Origin of the sequence: Haloarcula laminariae (genome assembly GCF_025457605.1) — an archaeon.
Taxonomy (GTDB): domain Archaea; phylum Halobacteriota; class Halobacteria; order Halobacteriales; family Haloarculaceae; genus Haloarcula; species Haloarcula laminariae.
In genome coordinates this window covers 158,469-171,611 of sequence record NZ_JAMZFY010000002.1, presented here as the reverse complement: position 1 = coordinate 171,611, position 13,143 = coordinate 158,469, and the positions used below count along the sequence as shown (strand labels likewise).

The following is a 13,143-nucleotide window of genomic DNA, read 5'->3' as shown; positions in this document are numbered from 1 at the left end:
CTAGCCCTGTCACACCGCTCCTTAGCCACTACGGACACCGTGTTGAATCCAGCTTTCATATCAGCGTAACAGCTTCATTCGTTCCGGACACGTTTTCATGAACCAACCGCTCGCTGCGCAGGTCTAGTGAGCGGCAGGTTTCCCACACAAATTTGATACAAAGCAATTTCAACAGTAACGACTTATCCAATTAGTCGTGGTTAGGTCAGCACCTGTAATATAGTGGCTGGCGAAGAGCGCTTACTCTCAGTAAACCATCAGAATCGCCGTGCAAGATACAGCGGATAGATGTGAATCCGAAGGCCGACGAGTGTACTGTGAACCTCAGTTACGGCCACTCTATCTATGTAATTGAATTGGAAGATGAAAAAGTATATTGTGTTTTGGTATTGAATACCGGTGCATAGTGACTAATTCTACACGGAGGCGTTTCCTGCGTTTAGGAGGCGCCACTGGGATAGCTGGACTTACTGGCTGTCTCCGTTTCAACAGTGAGGGCGAGAGTAGTACCGGAACTCCTGGCGCTCAAAATGACGATACCCCAACCGCCACTGATGAAGAAAGAGAACCGTCCTCGGGTGAGGACTCGGTGGGCACATACGATATCAGGAAATTCTACATGGATTACTTTGACGACGGGGAGCTTGAAGATGATTCATTGCTAAACGCGCAAACAGACAAGAGAGTAGAGATTCCGGGTACGTGGCGCGGAAACGTCAATATAATGTCGGAGCAGGCATGTGCGAGATACTCGTTTGATCTCCTCGAAAATGGGTCACAAATCGCCTCAAGTGACGAAGAAATACTCATATATGGATATCAATACGAACTCCAACAATCAGCGGAGGCGGCGTATATTACCTACCACCCGTCAGTTCAACCGGAGTGGGACCGTACACTGCGGTTATCTTATCCAAATAGCGAAGAGACAGTCACGCCGACAATTCGGCCAGATGATGGCGTCTTCGAATTCAATTTCTCCGATTCAGATATCGAGCCCGGTCGGTATGAATGGATTTTAGAGATCACCCCGCCGAACAGTTACACGATTGAAATCGGGACATTCAACGAGACGCTAATATCTGTTGACCCGAACGACGAAAGCGGATTCCCGAGCAGCGAAGAAGCGATCCAAACTGCGGGGGTAATTGCTAATACGTCCGCAACACAGGTGACTGACCCCCAACAGTTGTCTGGTAATGGACTGAGTATAGAGTCAAGTGGTCATGGCGGAGGGACGAGTGGTAGCACGGCCGGGCGATTCCTGACAAGAGACGTTAGCGTTCAAGCTACTCCGGCACAGGCTTTCGGTTCGGAGACAAACCGACAGTTTAGAATCAATAACCACACCAGGGGAAGCTCTTTGACCTTCGACCCAGCCTGAGACTATCACGATTAGTCCGGGCCGCTGCTTGGTGAGGAAACCTGTTCGGCTATCGGCCGGTGCACTCCTGTCTATCCGCTATAGTGCGGATATTCCTTCGAGAGAAGACGGCCTATATTATTACTGAAACCCACACCGAGCGCGAGTATCAACTCTTCTTCCGGGCCTATTCGAAAGCGATACGGTTCGACAAACTCCGGAATCACCAATTCCGGCAGAACCCTATTCAATCAGTCTTTAGATTTGGGACCCTCTCACTGAACCAGGGGCTCGGTAAAATTCGACTTGCCGATGTTGCTGACCGAAGTCCGTCTATGCGGTAGTCCAGTCCTGTGCTGGGGGTCGAGACCGGCTTCAAGTAACCCGTCGAAATCCGGAACTTCGCCGTGCATTTGGCGTGTGGTGGTAGCCAGATGCACCGTGATTATGGTTATTGTTAACTATTTCCGGATAGCACTGACCTCGGGGTCGGCGCATCCCGGTAAATCGGCACACGGATCACTATGAGGCGATGTGCCGGCGGAGCCGTCGCTACCAGTGTTCCGCCTGTTCATCGCCGCCCGACGAGACCGACGCTTCCAGCCCGTAACCGTCCGACTTTTGCCCGATGGGGCCGTCCCTCCGGTAATGGCCGACCTGCAACTCACCGACGACGTACCCCCGGAGGCCGACGACGGCGTCTGGCTCACCTGCATCGAGTGTGGGGAGACGTTCGCCCCGTTCGACGACATCCGCTACACCTGCGACGACTGCGACGGGCTGTTGGAAGTGCGCTACGGCGACCTGCCGACCTTCGAGGACTTCGAGGGCGAGGGGTCGGGCGTCTGGCGCTACCACGCCGCCCTGCCCTTCGACGTGGGCGTCACGCTCCCGGAGGGGAACACGCCGCTGCATCGCGTCCCGCGTATCGAGGACTCGGCCGGCGTCGACAGCCTGCGCGTGAAACACGAGGGGATGAACCCCACCGGGAGCTTCAAGGACCGGGGAATGACTGTCGGCGTCCGGGTCGCCCAGGAGGTCGGCGTCGACCGGCTGGCGTGTGCCTCGACGGGCAACACCTCCGCGGCGCTTGCGGCCTACGGCGCCCGCGCCGGGCTCGAGACGCTCGTCCTGCTGCCGGCGGGGAAGGTCGCCGCAGGCAAGATAGCCCAGGCGGCTCTCCACCGGGCCCGCATCCTCGAGGTCGACGGCAACTTCGACCAGTGTCTCGACATCGTCCAGGACCTCGCCGAGCGCGGCGAGGCCTACCTCCTGAACTCGCTGAACCCGTTCCGTCTGGAGGGCCAGAAGACCATCGGCCTGGAAATCATGGAGGAACACTACGAGGACTACGGCGAGTACCCGGACCGCATCGTCCTCCCCGTCGGCAACGCGGGCAACACCGCCGCGCTGTACAAATGCTTCCGCGAGCTCGTCAAGTCGGGCGCCATCACCGAAGACCAGGTGCCCAAGCTCACCGGCGTCCAGGCCGAGGGCGCGGCGCCGATGGTCGAGGCCGTCGAGGAGGGCAACGACGAGGTCCGCCGCTGGGACGACGTCGAAACCATCGCGACGGCCATCCGCATCGGCAACCCCGTCAACGCCCCGAAGGCGCTGCCCGGGATTCGGGAGACCGGCGGCACCGCCGTCGCCGTCTCCGACGACGAGATAACCGACGCCCAGCGCGAGATAGCCGGAGAGGGCGTCGGCGTCGAACCGGCCTCCGCGGCCTCCATCGCCGGCCTGCACAAGCTCCGCGAGGAGGGCGTTATCGGGGCCGACGAGTCGGTCGTCTGCCTGACGACGGGCCATCTCCTCAAGGACCCCGACGCGGCCGCCGCGGCCGGCAACGACCCCGAACCGGTCGCAAACAGCACTGAAGCGGTGCTCGACCACATCGGCGCGTCGTCCTCCGTCGGCCGGTCAGTTCGCGAACGGGCGTCGAAGGCAGCTACCTCGCCGCTGGCGCTGCTCGCCGGCGGGCTCGGCGTCGCGTACCTCTACCGGAAGCTCCGCTCGAAGGAGTGACGGTTCTGCGTCGGCGTGGCGTCCCGTCGCACGTGTCGCCGTCGGGACGACCCGGGCCGGTCACCCCTCGACCGTGAACTCGCTGACCTTGTAGGAGTACTCGCCCTCCGGCTGGCCCGGATTGATGCCCTCGACCGACTCGCTCGTCCAGTAGACCGTAATCCTGACCCCATCGATGCCGCCGTCCGGGTCGACGTACACCGTTTCGCCGGCGTCCCACGTCTCCCCGATGCCGACCTGTGGCGGGTTCCCGCCGCTGGACTCCGTGAACGTCTCCCGCTCCGACGAGTACCGCTCCTGTGCCGGCGTGGAACTCCCCGGCGCCCCGCCGATGTCGATATCCTTCGAACCGACAACGTAGAGTTTCTCCGTCGCCACCGCGTCGCCGGTCGTGAGCGTAATCGCGACGGTCCGCTCGCCGCCGTCGGCCACGAGTTCGTAGTCGGTGTCCATCTTCGGGGCCGGCGACTCCACCCCGGAGCCGATGTCGAAGACGAAGACTGTCATCGCCGCGGCGACGATGACCACGACCCCGACCATCAGCAACACTCCGATAAGCGACGCCACGCCCCGCGAGTCCCCCTCACGCATTAGCTCTCATGCATAATCTGTCATATGCCGAAAAATAACTTTCGACAGCCGTCTGACCGTGGCGGCCGGCCACGAGGCCCTGCGGTGTCTCCTCACACAATTTTATCCGCCGCCGGACCGAAATCAAGGCGTACGATGGTCCCACACACCAGTCCGCGGAGCGCCACGTCGACGACCGCCGCCGGCACCTGGACGGACGTATGACCGGCGTCTACGAGCGGGCGCTGGGCGCGGCGGCCGACGACCTCCATCCGAAGGTCCGCGAGCGGTACAGTCTCGGCCCCGGTGACGGCGTCACCGTCGGCCGGGGCCGGATGGACATCACCCGCGGGGTCCACACGCTGCCCGCGCTGTACGCGATGACGAGCCGGGACATGCTGTTCCCCGAGGCCGGCCACGACATCCGGTTTGCGGTGACCACGGCCGGCTACGAACTGAGCGGGCACGAGGCGATGACGACCCGCAGGGTGTTCAACTTCGACGGTACCCGCCGCCGGTTCGACAGCGTGACCGTCTGGGACGCCGAAAACGAGCGGCTGCTGGACTACCTCGGCAGGGGCGGCCTCGTCGCGACGGAACTGCACCCCCGCGTCGAGGACGGCGCGCTCGTCGTCGAGGCCGGCCGGCAGTGGCTCCACCGCAAGGGCCGCTACGTCGCGCTGCCCGACGCGGTGGCGGCCGGCGTCGAAGTCCGGGACCGCTACGACGAGGCCGGCGAGCGCTACCACGTGCTGGCGACCGTCGAGAACCCGCTCGCGGGCCACGTCCTCAGCTACCGCGGGACGTTCACACAGGCCAGCGAGGCCCGCGAAGACTCCGCCGTCGAGCGGCTCAAACCGATGGCGGGGCTCCCGAAACTCCCGCCGGTATGAGCGTCGTCCGGCGGGACGACACCGGGGCCGTTCCGACTATCGGCGGCGTCGCCGTCCCCGACCTGAGCGCCGGCCTCGGCGCCGTCGTCTGGGTCGCGGCCGTGGCCGCCGGTGCGCTCGGCACCGTCCCGCGGGCGCTCGCACTCGCGCCACTGGTGCTGGTCCCGCTCGGTGTCGGCATGGCCGGCCACGGCCCGTTCCCGGGTCCCGCCGGCCGCTGCCTCCGCGCGGCGGTGTGGTGCCAGCCCGTCGGCGCGCTCCTCCTCACCGCCTCGCTCGCGCTCGATGTGGTCGGCCCCGTGGCCGCCGCACTGGCCGCCCCGTGGCTCCTCGTCACCGGCCTGCTGGGATTGGCCGCGCTCGCTCGGACCGCGGAGCGGGGCGGCGTCGCGCTGCCCGAGACGGCCATCGATGCCGGGCTGGCGTACGTCTCCGTCGCCGCCGTCGCCCTGCTGCTGTACCACCTGGATATCACCTTCTACTTCGGCCCGACCATCATCCTCCTGACGGCCGTCCACTTCCACTACGCCGGCTTCGTCCTGCCCGTTGTCACCGGTCTCACCGGTCGCAGCGGCCATCTCGACTCCCCACTGTGGCGTTCTCTCGTCGGCGTGATTCTCGCCGGGCCGGCCATCATCGCCATCGGCATCTCCTTCTCGCCGCTCATCGAGGTGGTTGCCGTCGGTGGCTTCACCGTCGCCGTCGCGCTGTTTGGCTGGTTTGTCCTGCTCCGTATCGCGCCGACTCGGTCCCGCCGGCAGGCCGTCCTGCTTGGCGCGTCGGCGGTGGCGCTCCCGCTGTCGATGGCGCTGGCGCTGGGCTACGGCGTCGCCACCTTCTCCGGACTGGCCCTCGGTCTCGACATCGCCACGATGGTCGCCTTGCACGGCTCGCTCAACGCCTTCGGCTTCGCGCTGCTGGGGCTGGTCGGCTGGCGACTCGAAGTTCCGTAGGGGTACCGTCGCTTCCTCGCCGCTGTTCCGCGGCTCACTATGTTCGCCGCATCACTTCGAGGTCCCTTACTCCGTTCGGGTCCTCGCTACTCGCGGGTCGTTCCGCTCACGGTTTCACCGTTCGCTTTCGAGGCGTTCGCCCCGCTCACCCCTCGCTCTCCCCGCTCGCTGTTTCGGAGACGCCTCCCGCTGGTCGGCGTCTCGCTACTGCTCCGCGGCCTCGGGCTCCAGCCGATACCGGACCGTCGACTCCCCGGCGAACTTCGGCCCCGACCCCGAATCGGTGAAGCCGGTGGCTTCGACGGCGGCCTCGACATCGGACTCGTCGGCCGGGACGAGCAACTCGACGGCCATGTGTTCCCGCCGGGCGAAGGTTATCGGCTCTTTTAGCAAGCGCTCACAGACTTCCGTCGAGCCGGCGAGCTGTGTCACGTGGACCGTCCCCTGCTTGGCGTCGTAGCTGACAAAGCCCACGACGTCCTCCTCGCCCTCGGTCGCCACCCGGACCGTCCGGTCGTGGACGAGGTTACGCATCACGTCGGGCGGACTGTCCGCGAGTTCGGCGAGACGCCCGGCGTCGGCCTCGACGGCGTCACGTATCTCCATGCCAGACACTGTGTGCCCCACGCAAATAAACGGTGTGTCGCCCGGTCCCATGCTGACCGGGGGCAAGGAAGATGAACACAGTTATCCCGAGCGACGGCAAACCCGCGTGCATGACTCACGGACACAGGGTGGTCGAATGCGCGTAATCGCGAAGTTCGGCGGCACTAGTCTGGGAAGCGGCGACCGTATCAACCGGGCCGCGGACTCCATCGCCGCCGCAGTCCAGCAGGGCCACGAGGTCGGCGTCGTCGCCTCGGCGATGGGTAACACGACCGACGAACTGCTCGACGACATCGAGTACAACGCCGCCGACGAGGACCGCGCGGAGATCGTCTCAATGGGCGAGCGCATCTCCGTCCGGATGCTCAAGGGCGCGCTGAACGCCCGCGGCATCGAGGCCGTCTTCCTCGAACCCGGCAGCGAGGACTGGCCCATCATCACCGACGAGTACGGCGAGGTCGACGTCGAGGAGACGAAGAAACGGGCCCACGCGCTGGCGGGCCAGATGAAAGACGTCGTCCCGGTCATCACCGGCTTCCTCGCCGAGGACCACGAGGGCAACGTGACGACGCTGGGACGGGGCGGCTCCGACACCACCGCCGTCATGCTGGGCAACTACATGGACGCCGACGAGGTCGTCATCGTCACCGACGTCGAGGGCGTCATGACCGGCGACCCCCGCGTCGTCGAGGGCGCCCGCAACGTCGGCAAAATCAGCGTCGACGAGCTCCGCTCGCTCTCCTTCCGCGGGGCCGAAGTCGTCGCTCCTTCCGCACTCTCGTACAAGGGCGCCGACCTCGTGGTCCGCGTCGCCCACTACCAGCACGGCGACCTCCTCACCGGCGGCACCTCCATCGAGGGCGAGTTCGAGAACCTCATCGACCTCCACGAGGGGCCCGTCGCCTGTGTCACCGTCGCCGGTCGCGCCATCCGCAACAGCCCCGGCATCCTCGCCGACCTCGCCTCCGCCATCGGCGACGCAGGCATCAACATCGACGCCAACTCCTCGGGCATGGACTCGCTGACCTTCTACGTCGGCGAGGACGACGCCGACGAGGTCGAGACGCTGCTGCACGACCGCATCGTCGACGACGACACCCTCTCCTCCGTCACCGTCGAGGACGGCATCGCCGTCATCCGCGTCACCGGCGGCGACCCGAGCGAGCACGCGCTCCCCTACCGCGTCATCGACCCGCTCGCCGACGCCCACATCCACATCTACGACGTGGTCACCTCCGCGACCTCCGTCTCCGTGTTCGTCCCGTGGGACGACCGCGAGCAGGCCCTGAAACTCGTCCAGGGCGTCTTCTAGGCCACTTTCTGCGACCTCTCAGCGCCGACGGCGCTCTCACTCGTCAAAAACAGGGGACAATCGCTGCGTGCTCCTCTCGCGCCACAAAGCGGTGCTCCAGTCCGCACGTTGCGTTCGAACCGGCGGCTTCGCCGCCGGATGTCCACCACCGATTGACGTTTCAAAACCCGCCGACTGCCTGCCCTCCCCCGTCTTCGCGGCACGCAGGCCGCTCACGGCCAGACGCCACGCGTTCAGTGTACGGATATCTCCGAGACGACGTTGAGGCAGTAGACGCCGGCGAGGATGAACGCGAGCCCGACGATGGCCGGCCCGTCGAGCCGTTCGCCGAAGCCGACGACGCCGACGACCGTCACGCCGACGATGCCCAGCGCGGCCCAGGTCGCATAGACGGGGCCGACGGGCAGTTCCTCGAGCGTCAGCGAGAGGAGGTAAAACGCCAGTCCGTAGCCGGCGACGACGACGAGGCTGGGCAACGGCTTCGAGAAGCCGTCGGAGAGTTTCAGAGCGGTCGTGCCGGCCAGTTCCGACAGTATCGCGGCGAGGAGGAGGGCGTACGGGTTCATCCGTCAGCCGGCCGATGCTTCCGCCGAAAGGGTAAATATGTCGGTCCAGTGGGTCAGCGACCCTGCGTCAGTCGGAAGCCGATTTCCTGCGGGAGGTCGGCGTCCTCGACGGCGTCGATGACCGCCGTCGTGTCGTAGTCGACGCGGTGTTCGTGGACGACCCGTTCGTCGAGGTCGACGACGGCGTAGGCCGCCCGGTAGTTGCCGTCGCGGGGCTGGCCCACGCTGCCGGGGTTGCAGACGATGCCCTCGTCGTACACCTCGTGGTGCTGGTGGTGGGTGTGACCCATAATCAACAGCGCCTCGCCGTCGAGCAGCTCCGGCCCGAACTCCCCGGGGTACGTGTAGTGGTCGCGGTCATCGGGGTGGCCGTGGACGACTTTCACCCGGTCCTCGAACAGCAGCCGTTCGTCCGGGAGGTCGGCGAGCCACGCCAGTTGCTCGTCGTCAAGCTGGGCTTTCGCGTGTTCCACGCCGGCCTGTGCCATCCCGTTGAACGCGAACGGCGTCTCGCCGGCGACCGCGCGGTCGTGGTTGCCCATCACCGTCGCGACGGGGACGGTCGGCCAGGGGTCGTCGGGCAGCGCCGCCGGCTCGCCCCGCATCGCGTCGACGCAGTCGGCGTGCCACGGGTTGTACCCCACGACGTCGCCGGCACAGACCAGCTGGTCGACCGCGGGCATATCGGCGAGCACCTCCCGGAGGGCGACGCGGTTGCCGTGGATGTCGGAGACGACGCCAACCTTCATACTGTGTCACTACCCGGTGTGGGGCCTTGAGTGTCCGCCATCGTTCGGGCGACCTACGCCCCGTTGTACACCGAGAGGTCGAACTCGCCCGCCTCGCCCGCGACGCCGGCCGAACAGACGGCGTGTTCGAACTCGTGGTCGTACACCTCGCGGGCGACCGCCTCGGCGGTCTCTGCCCCGAGGTCGAAGGCCGTCGGGCTGTCCTCCTCGTAGGTCGCCACGAGCGTCGGCTCGGTGACCTCCTCGACGAGGAGCGCGTCCCGGCGGACGGTGCCGATGACCGCGCCCGGCCCGTCGGCCCGGGTCGTCGGGTCCGACGCGTCGACGCCGACGATACCCGCGATGCGCGGCGTGTCGTAGTCGTCCTTCTCGAAGTCCAGCGCGAGCAGCGCCTCGGCGATGGCGTCCCGCGCGGGGTACCCCAGTTCGAGCTTCTCCGCGATGGGGTCGACGTGGGAGCCGTTGCCCACGACCGCGCCCCGCTCGGTGAGTCGCACCCCGTTGTAGGAGATGTAGGGGTTGTCCGTCTCGGGGGCGTCCGGCGTCGGCTCGACGGTGACGGTATCCGCTCGCCGCACTGCCTGGCGGTTCGGGAACGAGCGCGAGGAGACACGGTACGCGCCGACCGTTGGGCCGACGACGACGAAGCGTCCGACGTACATACAGGGCTTTCGCGCCCAGCGTGGCAAAGCCGTGTCGATGTGTTTCGCGCCGAATATTGAAGTACGGGGGCGAGCCCACCCCCGCCGTGACGAGCGAGGACGACTGCATCCGGGCGCTGCGCGAGGCGGCCGACCGGCTGGACGAGTCCCCAAGCAAAGCGGCCTACGAGGACCTGGGGCTGACGCCCGCCTCGGCGACCATCCAGCGCGTGATGGGCGGGTGGAACGCCGCGAAGGAGGCGGCCGGGCTGGCGACGAACACCTCGACGGGGACACGTGTCGACCCGAAACCGGACGATGTCGACCTGCCCGACGGTCTAGAGTGGGCCGAACTCAGCCAGGACCAGCGCTGGCACTACAGGAACCGGGACTGGAACCGCGAACGGACATTGGACAGGCGCGCCCGTCATCGTGCCTGGGTGTACGAACGGAAGTACGAGAGTACTGGGTGTGTACGCTGTGGTGAAGATGACCCGGCGTGTCTCGACTATCACCATCGCGACGACACCGAGAAAGAGATGACTATCTGCGAGATGGTCACACACGGCTACTCGAAGGAGAAACTCCGTACCGAGATTGCAAAGTGCGACCTCCTCTGTGCGAACTGCCACAGAAAGGAACACTACGAGGTTCCCGACGCCGTTCGGACAGGCGGCAACGAGATGCGGAATGCCGACGAATGACACAACCCGACCACTCCGCAACACTGAAATACGACACACGGGTATTTTGGTATACACGTCGCCAACTGCGGCCGGCGACGAACCTGTCAAAGTTCCATGGGGTAGCGGCCAATCCTGAAGCCTTCTGGGGGCTTCGACCCAGGTTCGAATCCTGGTGGAACTACTCTCTTTCCGCGAACGAATCCCCGAGTGACGGCGCTGGCGTCCCACGCCAGCCATCGGCTACTTGTCCCTCGCCGACCCAGTACACCCATGCCGCCCGCTCACGTACTCGTCCCGCTGGACGGGTCGCCGCTGGCCGACGACGCCTTGGAACACGCTCTGGAGACGTTCGACTGTCGGGTCACCGTGTTGAACGTCGTCGTGCCGCTCGACGGCTCGATGAGCGAGGGGGGCGTACTGGAGCCGGGCGAGGCCCGCCGCGGGGCGGCGAGCGAACGGGCCGACCGGCTCGTCGAACGGGCCCGCGAGCAGGCCGCCGCCGTCGACAGAACTGTCGAGACGGCCGTGGAGACGGGCGACCCGGCCGACGCCATCCTCGGGTACGTCGACGACACCGACGTCGACCACGTGGTGATGGGTGGCCACGGCGGGGCCCGGAACGCCATCGCGCGGCGGCTCCTCGGGACGGTAGCGACGGCCGTCGTGGGCGAGGCGCCGGTGACGGTGACGGTCGTCCGGTAGCGAGTCACGCGAGCACCAGCGCGAGCGCCCGGTAGAGCGCGAAGCCGACGACGATGGAGGTGACCAGCGTGACGAGCCAGAAGCCGACGGTGACGCCGATTTTCCGCCGGGAGACGCCCGCCGAGCCGCCGGCCAGCCCGCCGCCGATGACGCCGGAGATGATGATGTTGTTGAACGAGATGGGGATGCCCAGCGCGATGGCGGTCTGGGCGATGATGAAGCCGGGCACCAGAGCGGCGATGGAGCGACGGACGCCCAGCTGGGCGTACTCACGCGCGGTGGCCTGGAGGAGGCGGGGCGCGCCCATCCACGCGCCGCCCAGAATCCCGACGGCGCCGAGCCCGAGCAGGAGGACACCCGGCACCCCCAGTTCGGCCGTGTAGAGGTTCTCCAGCGGGCCGGTCGCGAGCCCGACCTGGCTCCCGCCGCTGGAGAAGGCGACGACGCTGCCAAGCACCACGAGGAAGGTCCTGATGCCGTCGTCGACGGAGGCCTGCGTCTTGCGTCGGATGTAGGCGAAACTGACGGCGGCCAGCAGCAGCGTCGCGGCGACCGTGACGCCGGGCAGCGGGACCACCATGGCCGCCAGGCCGGCCAGGGAGTTCTGCGTCTCGCCCGGCGGCGCGGGGACGATACTCAACTGGACGTTGGCGACGATGCCGCCGACGACGGCCGCCAGCAGCGGCACCCCGACGGTCTCGGGGATGTCGTCCCGGCGCAGTATCGTGGCGGTGAGGTAGGCCAGTCCGCCCGACACCGGCGGGACGAGCGCCCAGAAGAGGGCGATGCGCCGGTAGGTGCCGAAGACGGGTTCGCCGCCGAGCGAGAGCCCGACGCCGACCATCGCGCCGGTCGTGGCGAACGCGGCGGGGACGGGGTAGCCGCTGTAGATGCCGAAGGCCATGAACAGCGTCGCGGTCAGCAGACCGGCTGTGGCCGCAAGCGAGGTGATTGTGACCCCCTCGGTTAGTCCCGCACCGACGGTCTCGGAGATGGCGCCGCCCTGAGTCAGCGCCCCCAGCGCGGCGAGGATACCGATGAGAAAGGCCGCTCGCATCGTCGAGATGGCGTTGGCGCCGATGGCCGGTGCGAAGGGCGGGGAGTTGCTGTTTGCGCCCAGCGTCCACGCGGTGACCAGCCCCGTCACCGTGGCGACGGCGACGAGCGCCCAGAAGAGGATATCTACCACGGCAAGTCAGGGCTCCCAGCGTGCCGGCGCTGCATGGGCTTCGTTCACGCGCGGGCCCGATAAGCGTTCGCGCCTCGCTACGGCTGGGTCCCTGTCACCCTGCTGTCCGGAGAGTGGGGAGCTCCCCGTCTAGTACCCCAGCGACTCCCGAACCAGGACCAGCGTCGTGCGGCCCTCTTCGGCTTCCTGCCGGTAGATGAGCTGCTTGCCTATCATGCTCCCGGCGCCGTAGGCGTCCTGTGCGCGGGCGTCTTCGAGCGGGTAGGCGACGTTCTCCAGTCGGTCGAGCGCGGCGTCGAGGTCGTCGACGATTTTGTTGGTGCCGGCGACGAGCAGGAGGTTCGCGGCGGCGAAGGGGTAGGCCCCGACGCGGCTGCCGGAGGCGTCGGCGGCGACGAGCTCGCCGGTGGCGGCGATGGCGTTGACGCTCCCGACGAAGTAGTCGCTGGCCTGGGCCTCGCGGCGGGCGCGCTGGCGCTCGGCGTCGTCGTCGATGCCGTACACCTCGGCGTGGCGGTTGTCCCAGTCGTGGTCCCCCTCCATGAGGTGGTCCATGAAGCCGATTTCCTCCAGCGTCGTGGAGTGGCCGTCCATCACGCCGGCACCGGCCGGAATCTGCGATGTGAGTTCATCCAGTGCCGCGTCCGCGTCGTCGACGACGACCACGTCGAAGCCGCGCTCTTCGAGGCTCTCGACGGCGGCGTCGAGCTCCTCGTCCGTCGGGTGCTGGTCCAGTGATTCGTCGTAGTCGACCGTCTCGGCGTAGCCGTCCTTGTTCGATGCCATGTGGTGAGAATGGCGTCCCCGGCCGATAAGCGCTCCCGGACACCGCTGTTACCGGGTAACACTGACGCCACCATCGGGGCGAAACGTTATATGAACATA

Annotated in this window: 15 protein-coding genes and 1 tRNA gene; 9 read left to right on the top strand and 7 right to left on the bottom strand. The window is 66.4% G+C overall.

Annotated features, from left to right (window positions below; translation table 11 throughout):
- Positions 1-589: 589 nt before the first annotated feature.
- From NJQ98_RS12390 to thrC, 3 genes are all read left to right on the top strand, one after another.
- Positions 590-1,384, top strand: coding sequence for a hypothetical protein (locus tag NJQ98_RS12390; RefSeq protein WP_262179115.1), 795 nt, complete (start codon positions 590-592; stop codon positions 1,382-1,384).
- A gap of 59 nt (positions 1,385-1,443) precedes the next feature.
- A complete protein-coding gene (locus tag NJQ98_RS19240) occupies positions 1,444-1,707 on the top strand; it encodes a PH domain-containing protein (RefSeq protein ID WP_489146082.1) in 264 nt (87 codons plus the stop codon).
- Between the two features lie 304 nt (positions 1,708-2,011).
- The gene (gene thrC / locus NJQ98_RS12385; RefSeq protein WP_262179113.1) at positions 2,012-3,391 is read left to right on the top strand and encodes a threonine synthase; all 1,380 of its coding nucleotides are present in this window, start codon (positions 2,012-2,014) and stop codon (positions 3,389-3,391) included.
- Positions 3,392-3,451: 60 nt separating this feature from the next.
- Here the strand turns inward: thrC and NJQ98_RS12380 are convergent, their stop codons facing one another.
- Positions 3,452-3,982: a type IV pilin domain-containing protein gene (locus NJQ98_RS12380; protein WP_262179111.1), complete on the bottom strand. Its 531-nt coding sequence runs from the start codon at positions 3,980-3,982 to the stop codon at positions 3,452-3,454.
- A 200-nt stretch (positions 3,983-4,182) separates the two neighbouring features.
- Here NJQ98_RS12380 and NJQ98_RS12375 point away from each other — a divergent pair, with 200 nt between their 5' ends.
- A complete protein-coding gene (locus NJQ98_RS12375) occupies positions 4,183-4,854 on the top strand; it encodes a DUF4166 domain-containing protein (RefSeq protein WP_262179109.1) in 672 nt (223 codons plus the stop codon).
- Positions 4,851-5,807 carry a YndJ family protein gene (locus tag NJQ98_RS12370; protein WP_262179107.1) on the top strand — a complete coding sequence of 319 codons (957 nt, stop codon included), beginning with the start codon at positions 4,851-4,853 and terminating at the stop codon, positions 5,805-5,807. Before NJQ98_RS12375 ends, NJQ98_RS12370 begins: the two co-directional genes overlap by 4 nt.
- A gap of 204 nt (positions 5,808-6,011) precedes the next feature.
- On the opposite strand, the gene NJQ98_RS12365 is transcribed toward NJQ98_RS12370, so the two are convergent.
- The gene (locus tag NJQ98_RS12365) at positions 6,012-6,413 is read right to left on the bottom strand and encodes a hypothetical protein (RefSeq protein WP_262179105.1); all 402 of its coding nucleotides are present in this window, start codon (positions 6,411-6,413) and stop codon (positions 6,012-6,014) included.
- A 136-nt stretch (positions 6,414-6,549) separates the two neighbouring features.
- On the opposite strand from NJQ98_RS12365, the gene NJQ98_RS12360 reads away from it, so the two are divergent.
- On the top strand, positions 6,550-7,725 hold the full coding sequence (locus tag NJQ98_RS12360) for an aspartate kinase (protein ID WP_262179103.1): 1,176 nt from the start codon (positions 6,550-6,552) through the stop codon (positions 7,723-7,725).
- A 233-nt stretch (positions 7,726-7,958) separates the two neighbouring features.
- Here the strand turns inward: NJQ98_RS12360 and NJQ98_RS12355 are convergent, their stop codons facing one another.
- The 3 genes from NJQ98_RS12355 to NJQ98_RS12345 are packed head-to-tail and all read right to left on the bottom strand — an operon-like array spanning position 7,959 to position 9,702.
- Positions 7,959-8,291, bottom strand: a complete 333-nt coding sequence (locus NJQ98_RS12355) for a DMT family transporter (protein ID WP_262179101.1) — start codon at positions 8,289-8,291, stop codon at positions 7,959-7,961.
- A gap of 53 nt (positions 8,292-8,344) precedes the next feature.
- Positions 8,345-9,040 (bottom strand): metallophosphoesterase family protein, encoded by a 696-nt coding sequence (locus NJQ98_RS12350; protein ID WP_262179099.1) that lies wholly within the window; start codon positions 9,038-9,040, stop codon positions 8,345-8,347.
- 53 nt (positions 9,041-9,093) lie between these two features.
- Complete coding sequence (locus tag NJQ98_RS12345; RefSeq protein WP_262179098.1) at positions 9,094-9,702, bottom strand: IMP cyclohydrolase; 609 nt, start codon at positions 9,700-9,702, stop codon at positions 9,094-9,096.
- A gap of 86 nt (positions 9,703-9,788) precedes the next feature.
- Between NJQ98_RS12345 and NJQ98_RS12340 the strand changes: the two genes are divergently transcribed.
- From NJQ98_RS12340 to NJQ98_RS12330, 3 genes are all read left to right on the top strand, one after another.
- Positions 9,789-10,385: a homing endonuclease associated repeat-containing protein gene (locus NJQ98_RS12340; RefSeq protein ID WP_262179096.1), complete on the top strand. Its 597-nt coding sequence runs from the start codon at positions 9,789-9,791 to the stop codon at positions 10,383-10,385.
- 90 nt (positions 10,386-10,475) lie between these two features.
- A tRNA-Gln gene (locus tag NJQ98_RS12335) sits at positions 10,476-10,548 on the top strand.
- An 89-nt stretch (positions 10,549-10,637) separates the two neighbouring features.
- Positions 10,638-11,069 carry a universal stress protein gene (locus NJQ98_RS12330; protein WP_262179093.1) on the top strand — a complete coding sequence of 144 codons (432 nt, stop codon included), beginning with the start codon at positions 10,638-10,640 and terminating at the stop codon, positions 11,067-11,069.
- Positions 11,070-11,073: 4 nt separating this feature from the next.
- On the opposite strand, the gene NJQ98_RS12325 is transcribed toward NJQ98_RS12330, so the two are convergent.
- Entirely contained in the window at positions 11,074-12,258 is a 1,185-nt protein-coding gene (locus NJQ98_RS12325; protein ID WP_262179091.1) for an inorganic phosphate transporter, read from the bottom strand.
- Positions 12,259-12,387: 129 nt separating this feature from the next.
- Entirely contained in the window at positions 12,388-13,044 is a 657-nt protein-coding gene (locus tag NJQ98_RS12320) for a lactate utilization protein (protein WP_262179089.1), read from the bottom strand.
- Positions 13,045-13,143 lie beyond the last annotated feature (99 nt).

What these genes read in the sequence shown, in the direction of transcription:
- thrC (WP_262179113.1), top strand. Translation starts at nt 2,012, where the DNA reads ATGGCCGACCTGCAACTCACCGACGACGTACCCCCGGAGGCCGACGAC.
- NJQ98_RS12380 (WP_262179111.1), bottom strand. Translation starts at nt 3,982, where the DNA reads ATGCGTGAGGGGGACTCGCGGGGCGTGGCGTCGCTTATCGGAGTGTTG.
- NJQ98_RS12375 (WP_262179109.1), top strand. Translation starts at nt 4,183, where the DNA reads ATGACCGGCGTCTACGAGCGGGCGCTGGGCGCGGCGGCCGACGACCTC.
- NJQ98_RS12370 (WP_262179107.1), top strand. Translation starts at nt 4,851, where the DNA reads ATGAGCGTCGTCCGGCGGGACGACACCGGGGCCGTTCCGACTATCGGC.
- NJQ98_RS12365 (WP_262179105.1), bottom strand. Translation starts at nt 6,413, where the DNA reads ATGGAGATACGTGACGCCGTCGAGGCCGACGCCGGGCGTCTCGCCGAA.
- NJQ98_RS12360 (WP_262179103.1), top strand. Translation starts at nt 6,550, where the DNA reads ATGCGCGTAATCGCGAAGTTCGGCGGCACTAGTCTGGGAAGCGGCGAC.
- NJQ98_RS12355 (WP_262179101.1), bottom strand. Translation starts at nt 8,291, where the DNA reads ATGAACCCGTACGCCCTCCTCCTCGCCGCGATACTGTCGGAACTGGCC.
- NJQ98_RS12350 (WP_262179099.1), bottom strand. Translation starts at nt 9,040, where the DNA reads ATGAAGGTTGGCGTCGTCTCCGACATCCACGGCAACCGCGTCGCCCTC.
- NJQ98_RS12345 (WP_262179098.1), bottom strand. Translation starts at nt 9,702, where the DNA reads ATGTACGTCGGACGCTTCGTCGTCGTCGGCCCAACGGTCGGCGCGTAC.
- NJQ98_RS12330 (WP_262179093.1), top strand. Translation starts at nt 10,638, where the DNA reads ATGCCGCCCGCTCACGTACTCGTCCCGCTGGACGGGTCGCCGCTGGCC.
- NJQ98_RS12320 (WP_262179089.1), bottom strand. Translation starts at nt 13,044, where the DNA reads ATGGCATCGAACAAGGACGGCTACGCCGAGACGGTCGACTACGACGAA.